This is a genomic window from Bradyrhizobium sp. HKCCYLR20261 (genome assembly GCF_051168435.1).
Classification (GTDB): domain Bacteria; phylum Pseudomonadota; class Alphaproteobacteria; order Rhizobiales; family Xanthobacteraceae; genus Bradyrhizobium.
On the sequence record NZ_JBNPUZ010000019.1, the window covers coordinates 1 to 20761 of the forward strand.

General features: G+C 63.5%; 24 protein-coding genes. 11 read left to right on the top strand and 13 right to left on the bottom strand.

What is annotated here, in order from left to right:
- Positions 1–143: 143 nt before the first annotated feature.
- The 3 genes from ACQR1L_RS29810 (at position 144) to ACQR1L_RS29820 (ending at position 2754) form a co-directional block, all read left to right on the top strand.
- Complete coding sequence (locus tag ACQR1L_RS29810; protein ID WP_434861492.1) at positions 144–1295, top strand: YaaC family protein; 1152 nt, start codon at positions 144–146, stop codon at positions 1293–1295.
- A gap of 221 nt (positions 1296–1516) precedes the next feature.
- Positions 1517–2212: a hypothetical protein gene (locus ACQR1L_RS29815; protein WP_434861493.1), complete on the top strand. Its 696-nt coding sequence runs from the start codon at positions 1517–1519 to the stop codon at positions 2210–2212.
- 158 nt (positions 2213–2370) lie between these two features.
- Positions 2371–2754 (top strand): hypothetical protein, encoded by a 384-nt coding sequence (locus ACQR1L_RS29820; protein ID WP_434861494.1) that lies wholly within the window; start codon positions 2371–2373, stop codon positions 2752–2754.
- A gap of 1092 nt (positions 2755–3846) precedes the next feature.
- On the opposite strand, the gene ACQR1L_RS29825 is transcribed toward ACQR1L_RS29820, so the two are convergent.
- Positions 3847–5340 (bottom strand): FAD-linked oxidase C-terminal domain-containing protein, encoded by a 1494-nt coding sequence (locus ACQR1L_RS29825; protein WP_434861495.1) that lies wholly within the window; start codon positions 5338–5340, stop codon positions 3847–3849.
- 211 nt (positions 5341–5551) lie between these two features.
- Here ACQR1L_RS29825 and cycA point away from each other — a divergent pair, with 211 nt between their 5' ends.
- Entirely contained in the window at positions 5552–5947 is a 396-nt protein-coding gene (gene cycA, locus ACQR1L_RS29830; RefSeq protein ID WP_434861496.1) for a cytochrome c-550 CycA, read from the top strand.
- A 62-nt stretch (positions 5948–6009) separates the two neighbouring features.
- On the opposite strand, the gene ACQR1L_RS29835 is transcribed toward cycA, so the two are convergent.
- Positions 6010–6969, bottom strand: a complete 960-nt coding sequence (locus tag ACQR1L_RS29835; protein WP_434861497.1) for an alpha/beta fold hydrolase — start codon at positions 6967–6969, stop codon at positions 6010–6012.
- Positions 6970–7221: 252 nt separating this feature from the next.
- Here ACQR1L_RS29835 and ACQR1L_RS29840 point away from each other — a divergent pair, with 252 nt between their 5' ends.
- Complete coding sequence (locus ACQR1L_RS29840; RefSeq protein ID WP_434861498.1) at positions 7222–7404, top strand: hypothetical protein; 183 nt, start codon at positions 7222–7224, stop codon at positions 7402–7404.
- Between the two features lie 28 nt (positions 7405–7432).
- Here ACQR1L_RS29840 and ACQR1L_RS29845 read toward each other — a convergent pair whose 3' ends face one another.
- From ACQR1L_RS29845 to ykgO, 3 genes are all read right to left on the bottom strand, one after another.
- Complete coding sequence (locus ACQR1L_RS29845; protein ID WP_434861499.1) at positions 7433–7690, bottom strand: hypothetical protein; 258 nt, start codon at positions 7688–7690, stop codon at positions 7433–7435.
- Positions 7691–7793: 103 nt separating this feature from the next.
- Positions 7794–8423, bottom strand: coding sequence for a tetratricopeptide repeat protein (locus tag ACQR1L_RS29850; RefSeq protein WP_434861500.1), 630 nt, complete (start codon positions 8421–8423; stop codon positions 7794–7796).
- An 87-nt stretch (positions 8424–8510) separates the two neighbouring features.
- Positions 8511–8636 (bottom strand): type B 50S ribosomal protein L36, encoded by a 126-nt coding sequence (gene ykgO / locus ACQR1L_RS29855; protein WP_006611362.1) that lies wholly within the window; start codon positions 8634–8636, stop codon positions 8511–8513.
- A gap of 279 nt (positions 8637–8915) precedes the next feature.
- On the opposite strand from ykgO, the gene ACQR1L_RS29860 reads away from it, so the two are divergent.
- The 3 genes from ACQR1L_RS29860 (at position 8916) to ACQR1L_RS29870 (ending at position 11010) form a co-directional block, all read left to right on the top strand.
- Positions 8916–9800 carry an amidohydrolase family protein gene (locus ACQR1L_RS29860; RefSeq protein ID WP_172113282.1) on the top strand — a complete coding sequence of 295 codons (885 nt, stop codon included), beginning with the start codon at positions 8916–8918 and terminating at the stop codon, positions 9798–9800.
- 14 nt (positions 9801–9814) lie between these two features.
- Entirely contained in the window at positions 9815–10276 is a 462-nt protein-coding gene (locus ACQR1L_RS29865; RefSeq protein WP_434861501.1) for a YbaK/EbsC family protein, read from the top strand.
- A 110-nt stretch (positions 10277–10386) separates the two neighbouring features.
- A complete protein-coding gene (locus ACQR1L_RS29870) occupies positions 10387–11010 on the top strand; it encodes a LysE family translocator (protein ID WP_434861502.1) in 624 nt (207 codons plus the stop codon).
- 6 nt (positions 11011–11016) lie between these two features.
- On the opposite strand, the gene ACQR1L_RS29875 is transcribed toward ACQR1L_RS29870, so the two are convergent.
- Positions 11017–11925, bottom strand: coding sequence for a LysR family transcriptional regulator (locus ACQR1L_RS29875; RefSeq protein ID WP_434861503.1), 909 nt, complete (start codon positions 11923–11925; stop codon positions 11017–11019).
- A 126-nt stretch (positions 11926–12051) separates the two neighbouring features.
- Here ACQR1L_RS29875 and ACQR1L_RS29880 point away from each other — a divergent pair, with 126 nt between their 5' ends.
- The 3 genes from ACQR1L_RS29880 to ACQR1L_RS29890 all read left to right on the top strand — a co-directional run bounded on the left by ACQR1L_RS29880 (position 12052) and on the right by ACQR1L_RS29890 (position 13646).
- The gene (locus ACQR1L_RS29880; RefSeq protein WP_434861504.1) at positions 12052–12750 is read left to right on the top strand and encodes a pirin family protein; all 699 of its coding nucleotides are present in this window, start codon (positions 12052–12054) and stop codon (positions 12748–12750) included.
- A 75-nt stretch (positions 12751–12825) separates the two neighbouring features.
- Positions 12826–13425 (top strand): NAD(P)H:quinone oxidoreductase, encoded by a 600-nt coding sequence (wrbA, locus tag ACQR1L_RS29885; RefSeq protein ID WP_006611356.1) that lies wholly within the window; start codon positions 12826–12828, stop codon positions 13423–13425.
- A gap of 71 nt (positions 13426–13496) precedes the next feature.
- On the top strand, positions 13497–13646 hold the full coding sequence (locus tag ACQR1L_RS29890; protein ID WP_434861505.1) for a hypothetical protein: 150 nt from the start codon (positions 13497–13499) through the stop codon (positions 13644–13646).
- Here ACQR1L_RS29890 and ACQR1L_RS29895 read toward each other — a convergent pair.
- The 7 genes from ACQR1L_RS29895 to ACQR1L_RS29925 all read right to left on the bottom strand — a co-directional run bounded on the left by ACQR1L_RS29895 (position 13633) and on the right by ACQR1L_RS29925 (position 20618).
- Positions 13633–14232 (bottom strand): 3-keto-disaccharide hydrolase, encoded by a 600-nt coding sequence (locus ACQR1L_RS29895; RefSeq protein WP_434861506.1) that lies wholly within the window; start codon positions 14230–14232, stop codon positions 13633–13635. The two genes, ACQR1L_RS29890 and ACQR1L_RS29895, sit on opposite strands and share 14 nt — an antisense overlap.
- Before the next feature lie 92 nt (positions 14233–14324).
- Positions 14325–15185 carry a D-amino-acid transaminase gene (locus ACQR1L_RS29900; protein ID WP_434861507.1) on the bottom strand — a complete coding sequence of 287 codons (861 nt, stop codon included), beginning with the start codon at positions 15183–15185 and terminating at the stop codon, positions 14325–14327.
- A 229-nt stretch (positions 15186–15414) separates the two neighbouring features.
- Entirely contained in the window at positions 15415–16146 is a 732-nt protein-coding gene (locus tag ACQR1L_RS29905) for an amino acid ABC transporter ATP-binding protein (protein ID WP_434861508.1), read from the bottom strand.
- Positions 16147–16155: 9 nt separating this feature from the next.
- Entirely contained in the window at positions 16156–16848 is a 693-nt protein-coding gene (locus tag ACQR1L_RS29910; RefSeq protein ID WP_434861509.1) for an amino acid ABC transporter permease, read from the bottom strand.
- A gap of 1 nt (position 16849) precedes the next feature.
- A complete protein-coding gene (locus tag ACQR1L_RS29915; protein ID WP_006612549.1) occupies positions 16850–17581 on the bottom strand; it encodes an amino acid ABC transporter permease in 732 nt (243 codons plus the stop codon).
- A 199-nt stretch (positions 17582–17780) separates the two neighbouring features.
- Positions 17781–18695 carry an amino acid ABC transporter substrate-binding protein gene (locus ACQR1L_RS29920; RefSeq protein WP_434861510.1) on the bottom strand — a complete coding sequence of 305 codons (915 nt, stop codon included), beginning with the start codon at positions 18693–18695 and terminating at the stop codon, positions 17781–17783.
- Between the two features lie 540 nt (positions 18696–19235).
- Positions 19236–20618, bottom strand: a complete 1383-nt coding sequence (locus ACQR1L_RS29925; RefSeq protein ID WP_434861511.1) for a M20 family metallopeptidase — start codon at positions 20616–20618, stop codon at positions 19236–19238.
- Positions 20619–20761: the final 143 nt, after the last annotated feature.

Consider the following 20761-nt stretch of genomic DNA (forward strand, 5'->3'; position numbering starts at 1 on the left):
CCCGCGCGTGAAAGTCTGAATCTCTACAAATACTTGATTCTCAGCCGGTTATTTCGTCGATTTTTGACTCAGTAGTACTAATCCGCCCTACGCGCTGCAAATGTAGATTCGCACGACGCGATCATCGTGAATTGAGAGGGTGCATGCTGGATAATTGGTACGATATCAAGTTTTTGGAGAGCGCAACCAATGTACGCAAGTTACTTGGCAATTCCACGGGGCGCATACCCAGCGCCACCACCGCGCGGGAGATCGCCGTATGCATACAACAGGGCCGATTGTTTTTTGAGGCCGCAGCGCTCGCACCGATTCAGATAAAGCCATTGCAGATCTATTACGGCGTCGTCGCCTTCGCGCAGGCAGTCATCGTCGCTCGCAAAGGTGTTTCCTTGTCAACGCTGGCTCGAAAGCATGGGCTCAAGGATGTGACATCGCTAGCCGCCGGCGTGGAAGAACTGGCGCTGAAGGTTGAAAACAAGGGCACGTTTCAGGAGTTTAATGATGCTATCGCGCCTCTGGGTCGAATTTGGTACTTTGAAAACTCGATGCCAAAATGGCAAGAAAAGACCTTCGACAAGGCGGCGGGTCTGAGCAGCCAGCGGGTCGAAATCACCGACATCTTGGCGCGCGCACCCGGAATAGGGGACAAGTTTTCGCAGACATTCGGTTCCGCTGCCAAGTCGATTCCGATCTCGCTCCATTTCTCAACGCCTTACACCGGCACCTGCACCTTGCGCATCGATGATCCTGTTCTGTTTACCGATATCTCAGACCTAGCGGCATCCATTCAAAGATTGCGCGCAGCATACCCGTTTCTTGAACGATGGCGCTTCGTGGAAGCCCAGCTGGCGTGGGGAAATTCTATTATCATTTTCGACAACGCCGACAGAAACGGATACGATGACCTAGCCGACGAAAATCTGATCCAGTCTAATAATAACGGCTTCGCGGCCAGCCGCGCGCTTATGGGCGGGGATCGATCGATTGTTCCTGCCGTTGATATTCTTCCGCCGTTGTCCGGCGGGTATGTCGGCCCTGGGCCGACATATGCCATGCAGCCCATCAACGATATCAAACTCAACGAGTATGCCTTGCAATTTCTGGGCAGCTTTTTGTTGAGTTCACTGGTGCGCTACCGGCCCCAAATCTGGCAGAACGCGATTTCCAGGTCGGCCACCGCCCAAAACCCGGCCGATGATCGCGCATTATCCTTGATTGAAACGTTTCTTGATGACGTGCTCAGCGGTTTCCCAAGCATGGTCGTGCGCATTTTCGATTTTAGGCGAAGTCGATAGCCGTAACACCGCTACCCACTTAGATGGAAATCGAGTTCGCTGTGCTCGCTCAACGCATCTGACAAACACTAGCCCGCAGGGCGGATTAGCGCAGAATTAGCCGTCCACTTTTCGAGACACTCGGCGGATTACACCTTCAGCTAAGCCCTACGCTAGCCTAAGTAACCTCGGCAGATCTCCGTAAAATCAGCTATTGAAAGTCATTGAGGCTGAAGATGGCAATGCCAAGAATTTTCGAGTTTGTAGAGCGGATATTTAGAATTTGGGTTGGCACCGCCTGGGGTAAAGGCGCGTTGGCGCTTATCTTCGGCGGCGTGCTGTCCATCACCAGCATCGTTCAGTACCTGATTCCGCCTGTCGCCAAACTTTTGGAAGTCAAAATAGCCATCCCCGAGACGCCGATATGGTTGAGCCTGACCCTCGTTGGGCTTGGAATTTTGCTCCTGGTACTTTCCCGCCTCATCCCCGACCGTTCTGAGCAAGTTGCGCCAGCCGAGCCGCCCAACCCTCACGACACCCAGCTTTTAGCTTTGTACCGGAAGCTGATTACGCCACAGCTAGTGAGATTTTTGACACTTCATAGCTTCAGGGATGCCTTTAGGAACGAACGGATACAGCCCTTGGAAATACTGGCGGACGACTGGAACACCGCCCACTACGAATTCATCGACGCTGAGGTCCAAGATGCGCTCGAAGAAGCCCGACAACTCGCTCGAGAGTTTTGTAATTTGGCCGGCGACAAACTGTTTACCGACGACCGAAACCCCAAGCTCCTCACGCCGCTCACCTACGTAGATCTTGGCCAGGGCATCACCCCCCAAACCCGCGCCAACATCGCTGAGCTGAATGCGGCAGCGAGGAAGGCAGCCGAGGCATTCAACTCGTTCGAGCGCATCGCGCGGCAGAAGATTGCCTAAGACACTGCCTCCGGCGCCATTCAGAACCCGCCCGATAGCAGGGTTCGGCTCCGGGCTTTGCCAACAGACAGTGGCTCAAACACGCGTTTTGATTGTGGTCCTAACCCGCCGCCCCGTAGGATGGCTTGAGATTCGCAACCATGCTACCGGGGGATAAAATGGACGACACCCAGAAGTCACTCAGATTCGCCGATGGAAAGCTTTTGGAGGTTGACCTCCCTCAATGGTTTCGGAAGGCTACTGAAGAAGACGGGGAATTCGATGACCTCTTAAGCCGAGCAGGCGCAAGTAGGTTGGATGACTATGGGGACAAGACCGACACCATCAAAATTTACCGCACTCCCCAGGACACCGGATATTTGGTGATCTTCTGGGATACCTTTGAGATTATATCTCTGGTTTTTATAGGCAACGTCGCCGATTACATGACGTTCAGGGCACAATATATTGCGCCTCTCGCACAGCTCATCATGGCGACCGATCAGCACCTGGCTTGGCAGGAGGAGCGAAGGAATAATCCCTCAGCCTGCGCCAAGCGATAAAATTCTTATTTCGCTTTTACAGAATTCATGCCATACTCCCTCCCGACTCACCCCTCCGAGAGGGGCGTACGCGCGGTCGTCACGATACGTGGGGTGGGTTGTGGTGGCCGTGTCGGGTCGCAGCGTGGCTTCGTGTCGCGCCGACGAACGAGTTCGATGCGGACGTGAAATCGTGTGGGCCTGGCCTCCCGGTGCTGAGGTCAAGCCGGCGATGACGCCTCAACGCGTCGCGTCGGCGACGGGGACAAGAACGCCGATCCCCGGGGCGAGCACGTATAAGCGTTAAGACCGCCACGCGGGGAATGCCGGATGTTCGGCTGAACCTGTGGTGACTGCCGCCTGCTTTTTTTGTTGCAGGCGGGCCATGGGTGAGGCCTTCACCCGGCATTCCCCGTGCCCTCTCGATCGGTTTTGAGGGCGGACGGTCGCATCACCTGGGCGGAGGACGCCGCGGGGCTGCGGGCGTGTGTCTGCGGGGTGGAATGTGGATGGAGGCAGGCTCTCTCTCCGTCGTCATTCCGGGGCATCGCGCAGCGATGAGCCCGGAATCCATAACCACGAGCGGATGTTGTTGGAGCGAGATGGAGCTGCCGACGTGCCTCACACAGCGGCCGGTGGTTATGGATTCCGGGCTCGCCCTGCGGGCGCCCCGGAATGACGTGGGGAGAGAGCGTGAGCGCGATCGAGCAGTCGCCGTGCGTCAGAGGGGACGATGGATGAGTGGGGCAACCTCTCTCCACGTCATTCCGGGGCATCGCGAAGCGATGAGCCCGGAATCCATATCCCCGAGCGGATGTTGGTGGAACGAGATGGAGCTGCCGGCGTGCCTCACATAGCGGACTGTGGTTATGGATTCCGGGCTCGCCCTGCGGGCGCCCCGGAATGACGTGGGGAGAGAGTCTTCACATCAGCGGGCCGTGTGTCTGCGAGGCGGGATGCGAAATGCTTGAACGACTCACTCAGCGTCATTGCGAGCGCAGTGACGTGTCCGCCGAAGCTCGACGAGCGAAGGCGGAAGCAATCCAGAGTCCCGCCTACGCCACTGGATTGCTTCGCTGCGCTCGCAATGACGTGGAGAAGGCTGTGGCTTTTTCAGAACCGCGGCAGATCCGGGAACGCCAGCTTGCCCGCATGCACATGCATCCGCCCCAGCTCCGCACACCGATGCAAGGTCGGAAACACCTTGCCGGGGTTCAACAGGCCCTGGCTGTCGAACGCGCATTTCACGCGCTGCTGCTGGTTGAGGTCGATCTCGGTGAACATGTCGGGCATCAAATCGCGCTTCTCGATGCCGACGCCGTGCTCGCCGGTGAGGACGCCGCCGAGCTCGACGCAGCAGCGCAGGATGTCGGCGCCGAAGGCCTCCGCACGCTCCATCTCGCCGGGCTTGTTGGCGTCGTAGAGGATCAGCGGATGCAGATTGCCGTCGCCGGCATGGAAGACGTTGGCGCAGCCGAGCTGGTATTTCTCCGACAGCTCGCGGATGCGCGCCAGCGCCTTGGGCAGCGCGCCGCGCGGGATGGTGCCGTCCATGCAGAGATAGTCCGGCGAGATGCGGCCCACCGCGGGAAACGCCGCCTTGCGGCCGGCCCAGAACAAATTGCGCTCGGCCTCCGAGGTCGAGATCCGGCAGGTGGTCGAGCCGCAGCCATTCGCGATCGCCTCGACGCGGCTGATCAGCTCGTCGACCTCGACGCCGGGGCCGTCGAGCTCGATGATCAAGAGCGCCTCGACGTCGAGCGGATAGCCGGCATGGACGAAGGCCTCGGCGGCGTGGATGGCCGGCTTGTCCATCATCTCCATGCCGCCGGGGATGATGCCGGCGCCGATGATGCGCGCGACGCATTCGCCGGCGGCCTCGACTTGCGCGAAGCCGACCATCAGCGCGCGCGCCGTCTCCGGCTTTTGCAGGATGCGCACGGTGACCTCGGTGACGACGCCGAGCAGCCCTTCCGAGCCGGTGATCAGGCCCATCAGGTCATAGCCGGCGTTCTCGGTGCACTTGCCTCCGATGCGCAACACCTCGCCGTTGATCAGCACGATCTCGCAGCCGAGCACGTTGTTGGTGGTCATGCCGTATTTGAGGCAGTGCACGCCGCCGGAATTCTCCGCGACATTGCCGCCGATCGAGCAGGCGATCTGCGACGACGGATCGGGCGCGTAGTAGAAGCCGGCATGCGCCACCGCCTGGCTGATGGCGAGGTTGGTCACGCCCGGCTCGGTGACGACGACGCGATTATCGAAATCGATCTCGCGGATGCGCTTGAACTTGCCCAGCCCGAGCAGCACGCCGTCGGCCAATGGCAGAGCGCCGCCCGACAGCGACGTGCCGGAGCCGCGCGGAACCACCTTGATGCCTTGTTGATGGCAATATTTCAGAACCTGCGAAACCTGTGCCGTGGTCTCCGGCAGCACCACCACCATCGGCGGCTGGCGATACGCCATCAATCCGTCGGACTCGTAAGGCAGCATTTCGGCGGCGCTGTCGATGACGCCCTCGCCTGGGACAATCGCGCGCAGTGCAGCAACGATCTCGCCGCGGCGCGCCAGCACCGCCTGATCAGCCTCCGGCATCATGATGGCCATCGCGCGCGTCTCCTGACCTCGATTTCGACCGTCATATCAACCACAACCGCGGCGCTTTGGGTAGGCGGACGCGGCCGGTTTCGCTGTTTGCTGCCGCGCAAAGTTCGCGGCGATCAAATGAACCCTATCCCGATGGACGGCTTGTCTGAGGGCGGAGGCCATGCAACAAACCTGCGCACGATTTTTGTCTCGAAACCACAGAGCCTGATCCATGAAGAAACTGACTTTGACTGCGCTCGTCGTGATCGCCTCGTCGTCGCTGGTGTCCGCCGCGCTGGCGCAGGATGCCGCCGCAGGCAAGACCTCGTTCAACAAGTGCCTGCCGTGCCACGCGATCGGCGAAGGCGCGAAGAACAAGGTCGGCCCGGAACTGAACGGCCTCGACGGCCGCAAGTCGGGCACCGCGCCGGACTACAATTATTCGGAAGCGAACAAGAACTCCGGCATCACCTGGAACGAGGCGACCTTCAAGGAATACATCAAGGATCCGAAGGCCAAGATTCCCGGCACCAAGATGACCTTCGCCGGCATCAAGAACGAGACCGAGGTCAACAACCTCTGGGCCTACATCTCGTCGTTCGACAAGGACGGCAAGCAGAAGCAGTAAGCGGCGGCGCGCCACGCGCTCTGCCCTCGAAGCCCCGGCCGCGCGCCGGGGCTTTTTCGTTTTCAAGGCGCGGCCGCCGCAGTGGCCGTCAGCGCGCCGACCATGCGGTCGACTTCGCCGGCGACGAGCTCCGGCACGGCGTTCTGCACCATGTGACCGAGGTCGGGCACGACGATGAGCCGCGTCTGCGGCAAGGTTCGCGCGAGCTGGCGCGCATGAATGTCGGTGTAGACGGTCTTGTCGGCATCGCCGGCCAGGATCGTGACGGGGACCTTGATCTCGCCATAGCGCGGCGCCTGCTCGATCACCGCCTGCTTCAGGGTGACGAGATCGAACGCGTTGGCGAGGAATTCGCGCGGACGCAGCAGCAGTGGCGTCGCGCTCTGGTCGACGAAATCCTCCGGCATCTGTTGCGGTGCAAACACGCCGCGGGCGCCGGGGCCTATCAGGGCAAGCCCGAGCGGCAAAGTGATGGTGTGGGCCAGCAGCGGGCCGATGACGGGCGTCGTCACCGCGGCGTTGTACTGCCCGACCCCGCCGCGCCAGGGATAGGCGACCGGCGCCAGCATCACGAGCCCGGCGACGCGGTCCGGGAAGTCCAGCGCCATGCGCAGCCCGAGAGCGCCGCTCCAGGAATGCACGACCAGGATGACCGGGCCGGCGCCGATCCGGCCGAGCGCCTCGTTCAGCATCCGGGCCTGGGCCGCCGGAGTGGAATCCTCCGGCCTGACGCGCGGGCTCCAGCCATGGCCGGGGCGGTCGACCAGCAGCACCCGGTGGCGCTCCGCCAGCATGTCGCCGAGCGGCTTGCGCATCGCCTCGAGGTTCGAACTCGCGCCGTGCAGCAGCAACAGGGGAGGCTTTTCGCGGTCGCGCGGACCGATATCCACAAGATTGATGGTGGCGCCGTCGACGTCGATGGCCTGCCCCTTCGCCGGATAGCGGCGCTCGACGAGCGCGACGCCAGCCCGGGTCATCGCCGCGAGCACGGCCAATGCGCCCACTAAGAACATTGAAATCATTGATAGTTTTCTGCCTGTCACAAAGACAGTTACGGGCTGAAAAGACGAGAGTTGCAGATCCAGCGGCGGTGCTGGGCCGTTTCAATAGGGAATCCTGTCATCACGGCGTCGTCGGCCATTTTATAACCATGGTCGGGACTTTTCCTCGCAATCGGCTGATGGCCGTGAATTACTTACGGTTGGGTCATTGCAGGATGTCACCTGCGATCACCGGCCCTGCGTTTAGTTTGGTGTTTTGGGAGGGGGTATCCGATGAGCTTTCGTTCAAGCGAGTCAGCGATCGACGAGATCGTCGCGAGCTGCAATGGCGATCTGCGCGGCGCACTGAAGGCGCTGCTGCTGGTCAACGAGCATCTCGAAGCCGAGATCGCTCAGCTCTATGCCGCAGCCGCGCAATACGGCATGCCGGACCGCCGCAGCACCGCGTTCCACTAAGCGGACCGACCGGGCGCAGTCGCGCCGATCAGTCCTCCTGTGTCAGGTCCTTGTTCGGGCACGCGTTGATCGTCGATCGCGCCAGCTTGGCGTCGTCTTTCGACTTGAACGGCCCCGATGCGAACCAGATGTCCCCGATGATGACGGGGTTGCTGGTCACGATCTCGCAGCGATCGGTGGCGCGGTTTCCGACCACCCAGAACAGACCGTCCGCCTGCGCGGCGGCCGCCGTGATTTCCAGAGCTGTCAGCCCCACAAGCGCCGCCGTCAGTCCTGCACGCCTCATTACGCCGTCTCCTCGCCAGATCTCCTCCGGTGAACGGCAGGTGGGATGGCGCGGTTCAGCCGGCAAGCACGGCCGTCCGAACATGGTTAACCGGCGGTTAAGGCTAGATATCGCGGCCTTCGACCTTTTCGGTCAACGATTTGACCAGGTCCGGCACCTTGTCGAGGTGCGGATTGACCTCCAGCGCCTTGCGGAAGGCATCCAGCGCCCGTTTTTCCTCGCCGAGGTCCTGCATGATCATGCCGAGACCGGCGAGCGCGCCGAAGTGCCGCGGCTCGCGCACCAGCACCTGCTGGATGTCGGCAAGCGAGCGGCCGTAATCGTTCTGCAGGTAATAGATGGTCGCCCGCCGGTTCCAGGCCTCGACATAGTCGGGGCGGAGCTTGATGACGGAATCGAGCAGCTTGAGCGCGACCTCGTTCTGCTTCGCGTCCATCGCGGCCTTGGAGCGCGCCATCAGCAGCGCGACGGTGTCGCTGGGGGTCTGCAGCCAGATCGCCCAGATCCGGGCCTCGACATGCTTGGCGCTGATCTCGTCGGGCGCGGCCTTCAGCGCCCCGAACAGGAAATCGAGCCCCTTGGTCTTGTCGGCGCCGACTTTGGGCAGCTTCGACGGCGCTTCAGGGGGTTTTGGCTTGGCGCCCGACCGCGGCTCACCCTGCGCATGCGCGAGGTGCGGTATGCAGATGACGGCGGCGGCGAGCAGAATCGCCAGGGAGGAGCGTTTTGCCATGCGGCAAGTCTAAACGCAGACGGCGCGCCCTGCAAAGCAGAGCGCGCGTCAAAGACCTGTGAGCAGGTGAGACAAGCGCGGGCTAGATCAGCCCTGGCGGGCCTTGAAGCGGCGCTGGACCTTGTTGATCACGTAGACGCGGCCCTTGCGGCGAACCAGACGGTTGGCGCGATGGCGGCCACGCAGCGACTTCAGCGAGTTACGGACCTTCATGGGACATCCTGATACGTTCGAAAGGCCGTGTTGGACAGGCCGGAAGTGGCAAATAGAAAGGGATTTCCGCAAGCGACGGGGTCGCCCGGAGTGGCCGGTTTCTAACCACCGACTTGGGCGATGTCAACGATTGTGGCGCGGGCTTCAACAGAGCCTGGCATCCTGGGCCCTGGGGGAACTCGGCCGGCGGCCCAATTGCCGATTGCCAAATTCGTTATATCGTATAATCAATTTCACAAAGCCAAGAACCAAACCAAGAACCGCACGCCGGGAACGCCCATGCCAAAGCTCGCTCTGCCCAAGATCGACGACGTCGTCGCCATCGACATCCATACCCATGCCGAGGAGCCGTGCGGCATGCATGCCGACGACGGCTATGACGATTTCCAGGCCCAGATGGCCGAATACTTCAAGTCGCCGCACAAGCATCCCCCGACCGTGCCGGAGACCGCGGCCTATTACCGCTCCAAGAACATCGCCGCGGTGATCTTCCCGGTCGATGCCGAGCGCGAGACCGGCTTCCGCCGCTACAAGAACGAAGAGATGCTGGAGATCGCCTCCGAGCATCTCGATGTGCTGATCCCGTTCGTCTCGATCGATCCGCACAAGGGCAAGCTCGGCGTCCGCGAGGCGCGCCGGCTGATCGAGGACTATGGCGTCCGCGGCTTCAAGTTTCACCCGACGATGCAGGGCTTCTACGCCAACGACCGCCTCGCCTACCCGCTCTACGAGGCGATCAATGACGGCGGCGCGATCGCGCTGTTCCACACCGGACAGACCGGCGTCGGCTCGGGCATGCCGGGCGGCATGGGGATGCGGCTGAAGTACTCGAACCCGATGTACATGGACGACGTCGCGGCGGATTTCCCCGACCTCAAGATCATCCTCGCCCATCCCTCCTTCCCCTGGCAGGAGGAGGCGCTGTCGGTCGCGACCCACAAGCCGAACGTCTACATCGATCTCTCCGGCTGGTCGCCGAAGTACTTCCCGCCGATCCTGGTGCGCTACATCAACTCGATTCTGCAGGACAAGATGCTGTTCGGCTCGGACTGGCCGGTCATCACGCCGGACCGCTGGCTGGCGGATTTCGCCAAGCTCGATATCCGCGAGGAGATCCGGCCGAAGGTGCTGAAGGCCAACGCGCGCAAGTTGCTCGGGATCTGAGAGCGCACGTCAGCATGAGCCTCGACTCCGTCCGCGCGTTCTTCGCCGAAAAGGCCCCCGATATCGAGGTGCTCGTCTCCTCCCAAAGCTCGGCCACCGTCGCGCTCGCGGCGGAGGCCTATGGCGTCGAGCCGGCGCGCATCGCCAAGACATTGTCGTTGCGCGTCGGCGACCGCGTGATCCTGATCGTCGCGGCCGGCCACGCGCGGATGGACAACAAGAAGGTCAAGGCGCTGTTCGGCGGCAAGCCGAAGATGCTCGGCCTCGACGAGGTCGCCGACATCACCGGACACGAAGTCGGCGGCGTCTGCCCGTTCGGACTGAAGTCTCCGCTGCCGGTGTATTGCGACGTCTCGCTGAAGGCGTTCGACATCGTCGTGCCCGCGGCGGGCTCGACGCACAGCGCGGTGAAGATCACGCCGGAGCGGATGGCCGAACTCACATCTGCCGAATGGGTCGATGTCTGCGTGACCTAGGTCACGCGGCATCGACTTGATAGCCGGGACTCCGGCAAATGATGGACGCGTGCAATCGCATCCAACGCTAAGCACAACCGATCGGTGCTCGATGTCGTTGGATACATTGCATGTCGCAAGCCATAGCCGCCTTGTTGTCCGGAATAGGCGTAGGCCTCTCCGTCGCCGCCCCGATCGGCCCGATGGGCGTGCTCTGCATCCAACGCACGCTGAGCTGCGGCGCCGCGACGGGAGTGGCAACCGGTTTGGGCGCAGCCACCGTCCACCTCGTCTACAGCGCCTTCGCCGTCTTCGGCCTCGGCACCCTGGCCCAGCCGTGGCTCGAGTCGCACTCGCTATTACTTGGATGTTGCTCCGGCCTGATCCTGCTCTGGTTCGCGCTCCGCATCTATCGCCGCGCGGTCGTCTTGAGCGCGAGCGCCGACACGGCGCGCATTCACCCGGCGCACGCGTTCTTCAGCGCGATTGGATTGGGCGCTGCCAATCCGCTCACCATCATCCTGTTCCTGGCGATGCTTCACGCGCTCGCCGGACAATCGGCCGCACCACTGCTGATTGCAGGCGTGTTCGCGGGCTCCGTCGCCTGGTGGCTGGTGCTCAGCGCGACGGTCGCGTTGATACGACAGCGTGTCGACGCTGGCGTGATGGCATGGAGCAGCAAGCTCGCGAGCCTCGTGCTGTTGGCGCTCGGTGTCACCACCCTGCTGCGCATGGTGGTGCGGCTCATGGCCTGATCGCCCTCACTTCCGCTTTCCCTTCGCCAGCTCCTTCACCAGAAATTCCGACAGCACCTCCACGCGCGCTGGGCGCGGGCCGCCGGGCGGCATCACCAGGTGCATCGCGCCTTCCGGCTGGCTCCAGCCTTTCAGCACCACCTCGACCTCGCCCGAAGCAATCGCATCGCCGACGATGAAATCCGGCAGATCCGCAATGCCGAGGCCGGCGACCACCGCTGGCAACAGCGCCTCGCCATTGTTGACGCGCAGTTGGCCCGCCGGGCGCACGCTCGCCTGCTCACCGGCGGCGTTGGTGTAGTGCCAGACGCCGGCGGTGGAGAGGTAGGCGTAGCCGAAGCAGGTGTGCTCGGCGAGATGCATCGGATGCGTCGGCCGGCCGCGCCGCTTCAGATAGGACGGCGCCGCCACCGTGTAGCGCGGCATCGAACAGAGCCGCCTCGCGACCAGCGATGAGTCCGGCAGTCGCGCGATGCGCAGCGCGAGATCGAAACCTTCGCCGATCAGATCGACGGTGGCGTCGCTCATGTGGAGATCGATCGAGACCTCCGGATACTGCTCCAGGAAAGCCGGAAGCAGCGGCGCGATCTTCTTGACGCCGAAAGTCATCGGCACGGCGAACCGCACCAAGCCGCGCGGCGTCAGCGATTGCGCGAGGGCCTCGGTCTCCGCAGCCTCGCCGTCAGCCAACAACTGCGCCGCGCGCTCCGACAGCCGCTGGCCGGCATCAGTGAGCGCCAGGCGGCGCGAGGTCCGGTTGAACAACCGCGTCCCCAAGCGCTCCTCCAGCCGGCTCACCGCCTTGGAGACGGACGCCTTGGAGACGCTCAGTTCCTGCGCCGCGCCGGCAAAGGAGCGCAGTTCGACGACCTTGGCGAAGATCGCCATCGCCTCGAAATCCGGGAGTCGCGCCATCGGCCAAGTCTCATTTTTGGAAACAATAGGTTTCAACAGTTTCTATTTATATACTCCGGTTCCCGGTCTATTCCAATGCCCAACAGCGCGGCGGCCTGGCCGGCGCGCCATCTCAGGAGCAGACCCATGATCGAACTGAAGCCCTTTGCGGCGCTGGGCGGCGCCGACCACGGCTGGCTCAAGGCCAAGCATCATTTCTCGTTCGCGAGCTATTACGACCCCAGCAATATGGGCCATGGCGCGCTGCGCGTCTGGAACGACGACGAGATCGCGCCGAACACCGGCTTCCCGGCGCATCCCCATCGCAACATGGAGATCATCACCTATGTCCGCGAAGGCGCGATCACGCATCAGGACAGCCTGGGCAACAAGGGCCGCACCGAGGCCGGCGACGTCCAGGTCATGAGCGCCGGCAGCGGCATCCGGCACTCCGAGTACAATCTCGAGCCGACCACGACGCGCATCTTCCAGATCTGGATCGAGCCGACCACCGACGGCGGCCAGCCGACCTGGGGCGCCAAGCCGTTCCCGAAGTCCGACCGCTCCGGCAAACTGGTGACGCTGGCAAGCGGCTTCGCCGACGACGCCGATGCGCTGCCGATCCGCGCCAAGGCGCGCGTGCTCGGCACCACGCTGAAGGCCGGCGAGACTGCGGAGTATGCGGCGGATAAGGCCCGCCATATCTATCTCGTGCCCGCCGCCGGCAGCGTCGAGGTCAACGGCGTCCGTGTGAACGCCCGCGACGGCGCCGCCATCCGCGATGAGGCCACGCTGAAGATCACCGCGCTCGAAGATTCCGAGCTGGTGCTGGTCGACGCCGCCTAATTGTTTGTCACGGTCCCGGCCGGCGATCCGGCCGCGACCATCTTTCTCATCACCCTCGTCCCCACGGAGACTGTCATGACCAAGGTTCTCGTTCTCTACTACTCCGCCTACGGCCACATCGAAGCGATGGCCAATGCGGTGGCCGAAGGCGCCCGCGAAGCCGGCGCGACCGTCGACATCAAGCGCGTGCCGGAGCTGGTCCCGGCCGACGTCGCCAAGGCCTCGTACTACAAGGTCGATCAGGCCGCCCCGATCGCCAAGGTCGAGGAACTCGCCGATTACGATGCGATCATCGTCGGCACCGGCACCCGCTTCGGCCGCATGGCCTCGCAGATGGCCAACTTCCTCGACCAGGCCGGCGGCCTCTGGGCCAAGGGCGCGCTGAACGGCAAGGTCGGCGGCGCCTTCACCTCGACCGCGACCCAGCATGGCGGCCAGGAGACGACGCTGTTCACGATCATCACCAACCTGCTGCACTTCGGCATGACCATCGTCGGCCTCAACTACGGCTTCGCCGGCCAGATGAAGCTCGATGAGGTCACCGGCGGCTCGCCCTACGGCGCGACCACGATCACCGGTGGCGACGGCAGCCGGCAGCCGAGCGAGAACGAACTGGCGGGCGCGCGCTATCAGGGCCGCGTGATCGCCGAGACCGCAAAGAAGCTGCATGGCTGATGTGACTGGGGCGGCACTTCGATCATCGAAGCGCCGCCCCATCTCGTCGAAAGAATGTAAAGGAGTCTGCAATGCCCGCCATGTTCGAACTGGTGACGCTGGCCAGGCTGGCGCGTCATCCCCTGCAGATGATGGCGCGCCATTGGTACTGCAAGGGGCTCTATCGTGCGAGCCGCGGCCAGCGCCGCTGCGCGGAGTGTACGGCCGCTAAAGCGGCTTGATCTGCACCTTCTTGAACTTCACCACGCCCGAGCCGTATTGCAGGGCGATCGGGCCCGCCGCATGCTTGCTGTCGTCGACATCGGCGGTCTTTTCGCCGTTGAAGATCACGGTCAGCCGCGTGCCCTTGGCGGTGATCTCGAACGTATTCCACTTGCCGCCGGCCTTCGGCATCGGATCGACCTTTGAGACGTCCACGATCGCGCCGGTGCCGTATTTCGGGTCGGGCCGCTTGTCGAAGATATTGACCTCGTAGCAGATGTTGGAGTCGATCTTCTCCGACTGGTCGCAGCGGATGAAGATGCCGCTGTTGGCGGCGTCGTCGACCCAGAACTCGGCCTTGATCTGGAAATCCTTGTAGCTGGTCTTGGTGACCAGATAGGACGGATCCTTGCCGTCGAGCTTGTCGGCCATCAAGGTGCCGTCCTTGGCCTCCCAGTTCGCCTTGCCGACCTCGGTGAACTCGACCTTCTTGTCGCCGTCGACCAGCGTCACCCAGCCGTCATCGGCCGATGCCGCCCCGATCCCATTCAGCGCAGCGCCCGTCATCACCAAGCCAGCCGCGAGCACGCCCCACCGATACCGCATCAAAACGCCTCCCTGCATTTTCTGTTGCGCGGCCACGATAGCAAAGCGCCGGACAATGCAAACGAGTTTCGATGCTGCACCTGCTCTCTCAACTACACCGCGGTGGACCGCGCAAAATCGACATAGATCTCGCGCAGCCGCGCCGCCACCGGCCCGACCTTGCCGTCGCCGACCGGCTTGCCGTCGATCGTGACCACCGGCTGCACGAACGAGCTCGCGCTGGTGATGAAGGCCTCCTTGGCGGCCAACGCCTCGTCGACCGTGAACAGCCGCTCCTCGACCTTGAGCTGGCGCTCCTCGGCGAGCTTGACCACCGCCTTGCGGGTGCAGCCCGGCAGGATCGCGTTGGAGTTCGGCCGGGTCACGATGACATCGTCCTTGGTGAGGATGAAGGTCGACGACGAGCCGCCCTCGGTGACGTGGCCGTCCTCGACCATCCAGGCCTCGCCGGCGCCGGCCGCGGCGGCCGCCTGCTTCGCCAGCACCTGCGCCAGCAGCGCGACGCTCTTGATGTCGCGGCGCGCCCAGCGGATGTCGGGCACGGTGATGACGCCGATGCCGGTCTTGGCCGAAGGCGCATCGACGATGTTCTTGTGGGTCACGAACATCACCAGGGTCGGCTTGACGTCGCCCTTCGGAAACGGAAAGTCGCGGCCCTTGTCGGCGCCGCGGGTGACCTGGAGATAGACCATGCCCTGGTCGAGCTGGTTGCGGGCCACCAGCTCCTTCTGCAGCTCCTCGATGCGGGACAGACTCTCCGGCAGCGCGAGGCCGATCTCGCCGACCGAGCGCTCAAGGCGGGCGAGGTGGGACTCGCTGTCGACCAGCTTGCCATCGAGCACGGCGGCCACCTCATAGATGCCGTCGGCGAACAGGAAGCCGCGATCGAGCACCGAGACCTTGGCCTCGGAGAGCGGCACGAAGGCGCCGTTGACGTAAGCGATCGGGTCCAAGGTAGCTTCTCCTATTCGTTACATGGTGGGCGACGGGCACACCGCTCTCTCCTCACCTCTCCCCGCGTGCGGGGAGAGGTCGGATTGCATCGAAGATGCAATCCGGGTGAGGGGGCTCTCCGCACGGCCGGTGCGCGTGGCTGCCCCTCACCCCAGCCCTCTCCCCGTGAAGAACGGGGAGAGGGAGCAGACTGCCGTCTGCGATCAAGCCTGCGAACAACGACGAACGCTAATGCGACAAGATCTTCGACAGGAACTGCTGCGCGCGCTCGCTGCGGGGCTGGCCGAAGAACTCTTCCTTCCTGGCGTCCTCGACGATCTCGCCACGGTCCATGAAGATGACGCGGTGGGCGACCTTCTTGGCAAAGCCCATCTCGTGGGTGACGACCATCATGGTCATGCCCTCGCGGGCGAGATCGACCATGACGTCGAGCACCTCGCTGATCATCTCCGGGTCGAGCGCCGAGGTCGGCTCGTCGAACAGCATGGCGATCGGGTCCATGGCGAGCGCGCGCGCGATGGCGACGCGCTGCTGCTGGCCGCCGGAGAGCTGCGCGGGAAATTTCTGCGCGTGCTCCTTGAGGCCGACGCGCTCCAGCAGCTTCATGCCCTTGGTCTCGGCCTCGGCGTGGCCGCGGCCGAGCACCTTCTGCTGGGCGAGGCAGAGATTGTCGATGATCTTCAGATGCGGAAACAGCTCGAAGTGCTGGAACACCATGCCGACGCGCGAACGCAGCTTCGGCAAATTGGTCTTGGGATCATTGACCTTGAGGCCGTCGATCGTGATCGTGCCGTCCTGGAACGGCTCCAGCGCGTTGACGCATTTGATCAGGGTCGACTTGCCCGAGCCGGAGGGACCACAGACCACCACGACCTCGCCCTTGGCGACGGAGGTCGTGCAGTCCTTCAGCACCTGGAAGGTCGGGCTGTACCATTTGTTGACGTGGCTGATTTCGATCATGGGAGCCGACTACCTGATGATGGCGATGCGCGACTGCAGGCGGCGGACGCCGTAGGACGCGATGCAGGAGATGGTGAAGTAGACCAGGGCTGCGAACAGGTACATCTCGACCAGGCGGCCGTCGCGCTGCGCGACCTTCGACGCGGCGCCGAGGAAGTCCGGGATCGAGAGCACGTAGACCAGCGAGGTGTCCTGGAACAGCACGATGGTCTGGGTCAGCAGCACCGGCAGCATGTTGCGGAACGCCTGCGGCAGCACGACGTAGCGCATGGTCTGCGCGTAGGTCAGGCCCAGTGCCGAAGCCGCGGCCGGCTGTCCCCGCGAGATCGACTGGATGCCGGCGCGCATGATCTCGGAGAAGTACGCCGCCTCGAACATGATGAAGGTGATCAGCGACGAGGCGAAGGCGCCGACCTTGATCGGCCGCGACGAGCCGGTCAGCCACTGCCCGATATAGGGGACCAGGAAGTAGAACCAGAAGATCACGAGCACCAGCGGCAGCGAGCGCATGAAGTCGACATAGAGCCCGGCGATCCAGCCCATCACGCGATAGCCGGACAACCGCATCAGCGCGATCAGGGTGCCGAAGATGAGACCACCGGTCGCCGACAGCACGGTCAGCGTCAGTGTGAAGGTCATGCCGTCGATGAAGAGGTAGCTCAGCGAGCGGCGGATGACGTCGAAGTCGAAATTGGCCAGCATCTCATTTGCCCGTGATGTAGCCAGGAATCGCCACCGCGCGCTCCAGGAGCCGCATGCCGATCACGACGATGATGTTGATGACGAGATACATCAGGGTCGCGGCGCTGAACGCCTCGAACACCTGGAACGAGAATTCCTGCATCGCGCGGGCCGCGCCGGTCAGCTCGATCAGGCCGATGGTGATCGCGACCGCGCTGTTCTTGACGGTGTTGAGGAATTCGGACGTCAGCGGCGGCAGGATGATGCGGAAGGCCATCGGCAGCAGCACATAGCGGTAGACCTGCAAGGTGGTGAGGCCGAGCGCGGTCGCCGCCATCTTCTGGCCGCGCGGCAGCGAGCCGATGCCAGCCGCGAGCTGCACGGCGACGCGCGCCGACATGAACAGGCCGATGCCGACGGCGGCCGTGTAGAACGGCGCATTCGGCATCTGCTTCAGCCACAGCCCCGCGGCGCGCGGCAGCAGCTCCGGCAGCACGAAGAACCACAGGAACAGCTGCACCAGCAGCGGCATGTTGCGGAAGAATTCGACGTAGAGAAAGCCGATCCAGGTCGCGAGCTTCGACGGCAGCGAGCGCAGGATGCCGACGATCGTGCCGAAGATCAGCGCGATCACCCAGGCCGACAGCGAGGTCACGATCGTGACCTTCAGCCCCGCCAGCAGCATGTCGAAATAGGTGCCGGCCCCGGTCGGGTTCGGCTCCAGGAAGATGTGCCAGTTCCAGGTGTAGTTCACGGGGGTGTCCTGAGGGATTAGCTCACAGTCGGATCACGGGACGTCGCCACAAGCGACGCTGCGCTCCCTCCCCCCTTGCGGGGGAGGGGTGGGGTGGGGGGTCCACACGAGCAGTCTTTGCTGGGACCCCCACCCCCGACCCCTCCCCGCAAGGGGGAGGGGAGCGCACCGCCATCGCGGCGAGAGCTGCGACTTCAGCTTACGGCTTGTACGATTCCGGGTCCGGCGAATCCGACGGCTTGGCGAATTCGGCCTTCAGCTCGGCGGAGATCGGGGTGTTCAGGTTGAGGCCCTTCGGCGGGATCTTCTGCATGAACCACTTGTCATACAGCTTGGCGCCCTCGCCGCTGGTGTAGATCTTGGCGGTGGCGGCATCGACGACCTTCTTGAACTGCGGATCGTCCTTGCGCAGCATGATGCCGTAGGGCTCCGGCTTGGAGAACGCGTCGCTGGAGACGACATAGGCGGCCGGATCCTTGGAGCCGGCGACGAGGCTGGCGAGCAGGATGTCGTCCATCACGAAGGCCACGGCGCGGTCGGTCTCGACCATCAAGAAGGCCTCGGCGTGATCCTTGGCCGGGATGATGTTGATGCCGAGGCTGCGCGCGGCATTGGCTTCGATGAGCTGCTTGATGTTGGTGGTGCCGGCGGTCGACACGACCGTCTTGCCCTTCAGATCATCGATCTTGGTGATGTTGCTCGCCTTCTTCGTGACGTAGCGGCTCGCCGTCAGGAAGTGGGTGTTGGTGAAGGAGATCTGCTTCTGGCGCTCGGCATTGTTGGTCGTCGAGCCGCACTCCAGATCGATGGTGCCGTTGGCGAGCAGCGGGATGCGGGTCGACGACGTCACCGGGTTGAGCTTGACCTCGAGCTTGTCGAGCTTGAGCTCCTTCTTCACGGCATCGACGATGCCCATGCAGATGTCGATGGCGAAGCCGATCGGCTTCTGGCTGTCGTCGAGATAGGAGAACGGAATCGAGGAATCGCGAACGCCGAGGGTGATGGCGCCGGTCTCCTTGATGTTCTTCAGGGTCCCCGTCAGGTCCTCGGCCTGCGCCTGGCCGGCGCAGAGCGCGGCGGCAAAGGCCAGACCAAATAGGCGAAGCTGCTTCATCTGTATCTCCTCAATCCGGCTGAGTGCCGGATGCTTGCATAAACCTGAGCCAACTCAAAATCGTCCCGCCCGGCCTCGGATGATCTCCGGCCGGACGAGCGCGGGCACCATAGACCGCCCCGCGGCGGCAAGTTCTCGGACGCTTGCGACAAATTGCCTGTCCAGCGCCCCGTTCGACAAGAGATTCGGCCTGAGAGTGCAGCGCCGAACGCCGGGATGGTAAACTACGAGGGCCGCGGCGGTCGTGCGACGCGACGAAAGTCTGAAGCGGGTACTGCTTCTGCTCATCATGCTTCGGTTCCCATCCGTAGCGGACCTCATGACTTCAAAAGCGACGCTGCTTCCACGATCGCGGTGCGCTCCCTCTCCCCGTCCTTCACGGGGAGAGGGCTGGGGTGAGGGGCAACCACACCCACCGACCGTGCGGAAAGCCCCCCTCACCCGGATTGCATCTTCGATGCAATCCGACCTCTCCCCGCAAGCGGGGCGAGGTTGAGACCGTCGCTGCCGCGAGATGCGTGGCTCATCCAAGCTCCCAACTCACAACGGCTTCCGCAACTCACCCAGATCCCAGAACAGCCCGGCCATCAGACCCAGCGCCTCCTCCGTGACGTCCACAAGAATGTGCTCATCCGGCGCGTGCTGCGAGCAGCCGGGATAGGAGTGCGGGACCCACATGGTCGGCATCTTCAGCACGTCGGCAAACACGTCATTCGGCAGCGAGCCGCCGAAGTTCGGCAGCACGGCGGGCGCCTTGCCGGTGCTCATCTTGATCGAGTCCGCCGCCCATGTGATCCAGGGGCTGTCGATGTCGGCCCGCGAAGCCGCGAAGCCTTGCGTCATGCTGACCTCGATCATCGGGAAGCCGTGCGCGACGAGATGGGCCTTCACATCCTCAACGATGGTGTCGACCTTGGTGCCGACCACGAAGCGCAGTTGCAGCACGGCGCGGGCGCGGCCGGGAATCGCGTTCGCCGGCTTGTCGATATTGCCCGAGGAGATCGCCAGCACTTCGAGCGTGTTCCAGGCATAGAGCCGCTCCGCCGGAGTGAGTCCGTCCTCGCCCCAATTGTCCGACAGCGCCGGCTCGTCGGCGGTCGGCTCGACCTTCACGTCGGCCAGGATGGCACGGATCGCGTTGGTGAGGCGCGGCGGCTTCAGCGAGTCCAGCTTGATGCGGCCTTGACCATCCACCAAGGTGGCGATGGCGTTGGCGAGGATGGTGGCTGGATTGGCGAGCACGCCGCCCCAATTGCCGGAGTGATTGCCGCCCTCGCGCAGATTGACGTCGAGATGCAGCCGGATGCCGCCGCGGCAGCCAAGAAAGATGGTGGGCCGCGCGGTCGACAGCCGCGGGCCGTCGGAGCCGATGAAGACGTCGGCTTTCAAGGTGTCGCGCTTGAGGTCGGCCACCTTGGCAAGATCCGGCGAGCCGATCTCCTCGCCCATCTCGATGATGAACTTGGCGTTGAAGCCGAGCTTGCCGCCGCGGGCGTCGCGCACCGCGCGCAGCGCCGCCATGTTGATGCTGTGCTGGCCCTTGTTGTCGGCGGTGCCGCGGCCATAGAGCCGGTTGCCGTCGGGAGTGACCACCCAGGGATCGCGGCCATCGCGCCATTCGCCGGTCATGCCGTCGACCGTGTCGCCGTGGCCGTAGCTCAGCACCGTCGGGGCGCTGTCGCTCTCATGATAGGTGGCGATCAAAAACGGCGAGCGGCCGCTCGGCGACGGCACGATCTCGGAGGTGAATCCGAGCGCGGCGAAGGACGGCGTCAGCTCGTCGGTGAGATAGGACGCCAGTTCGTCCTTGCGCTCGGGATTGAGGCTCTCGGTGCGGTAGGCGACCCTGCGACCGAGCTCGGCCAGGAAGTCACCGCTGGTCAGGCTCTGACGGGCACGGGCGATTGCATCAATCCTGGTCATGGCGCTTTTCCAGTCACAACGAAGGCGGCGTCATATCGGGATCGCGGCAGAAGCGGAAGGGGCTGGGTTTGAATTCAGTGAACATTCAGCCGGTCTCGAAATTCGGAACCGAGCGGCGGGCGCCTGAGGGACATGAACGACGG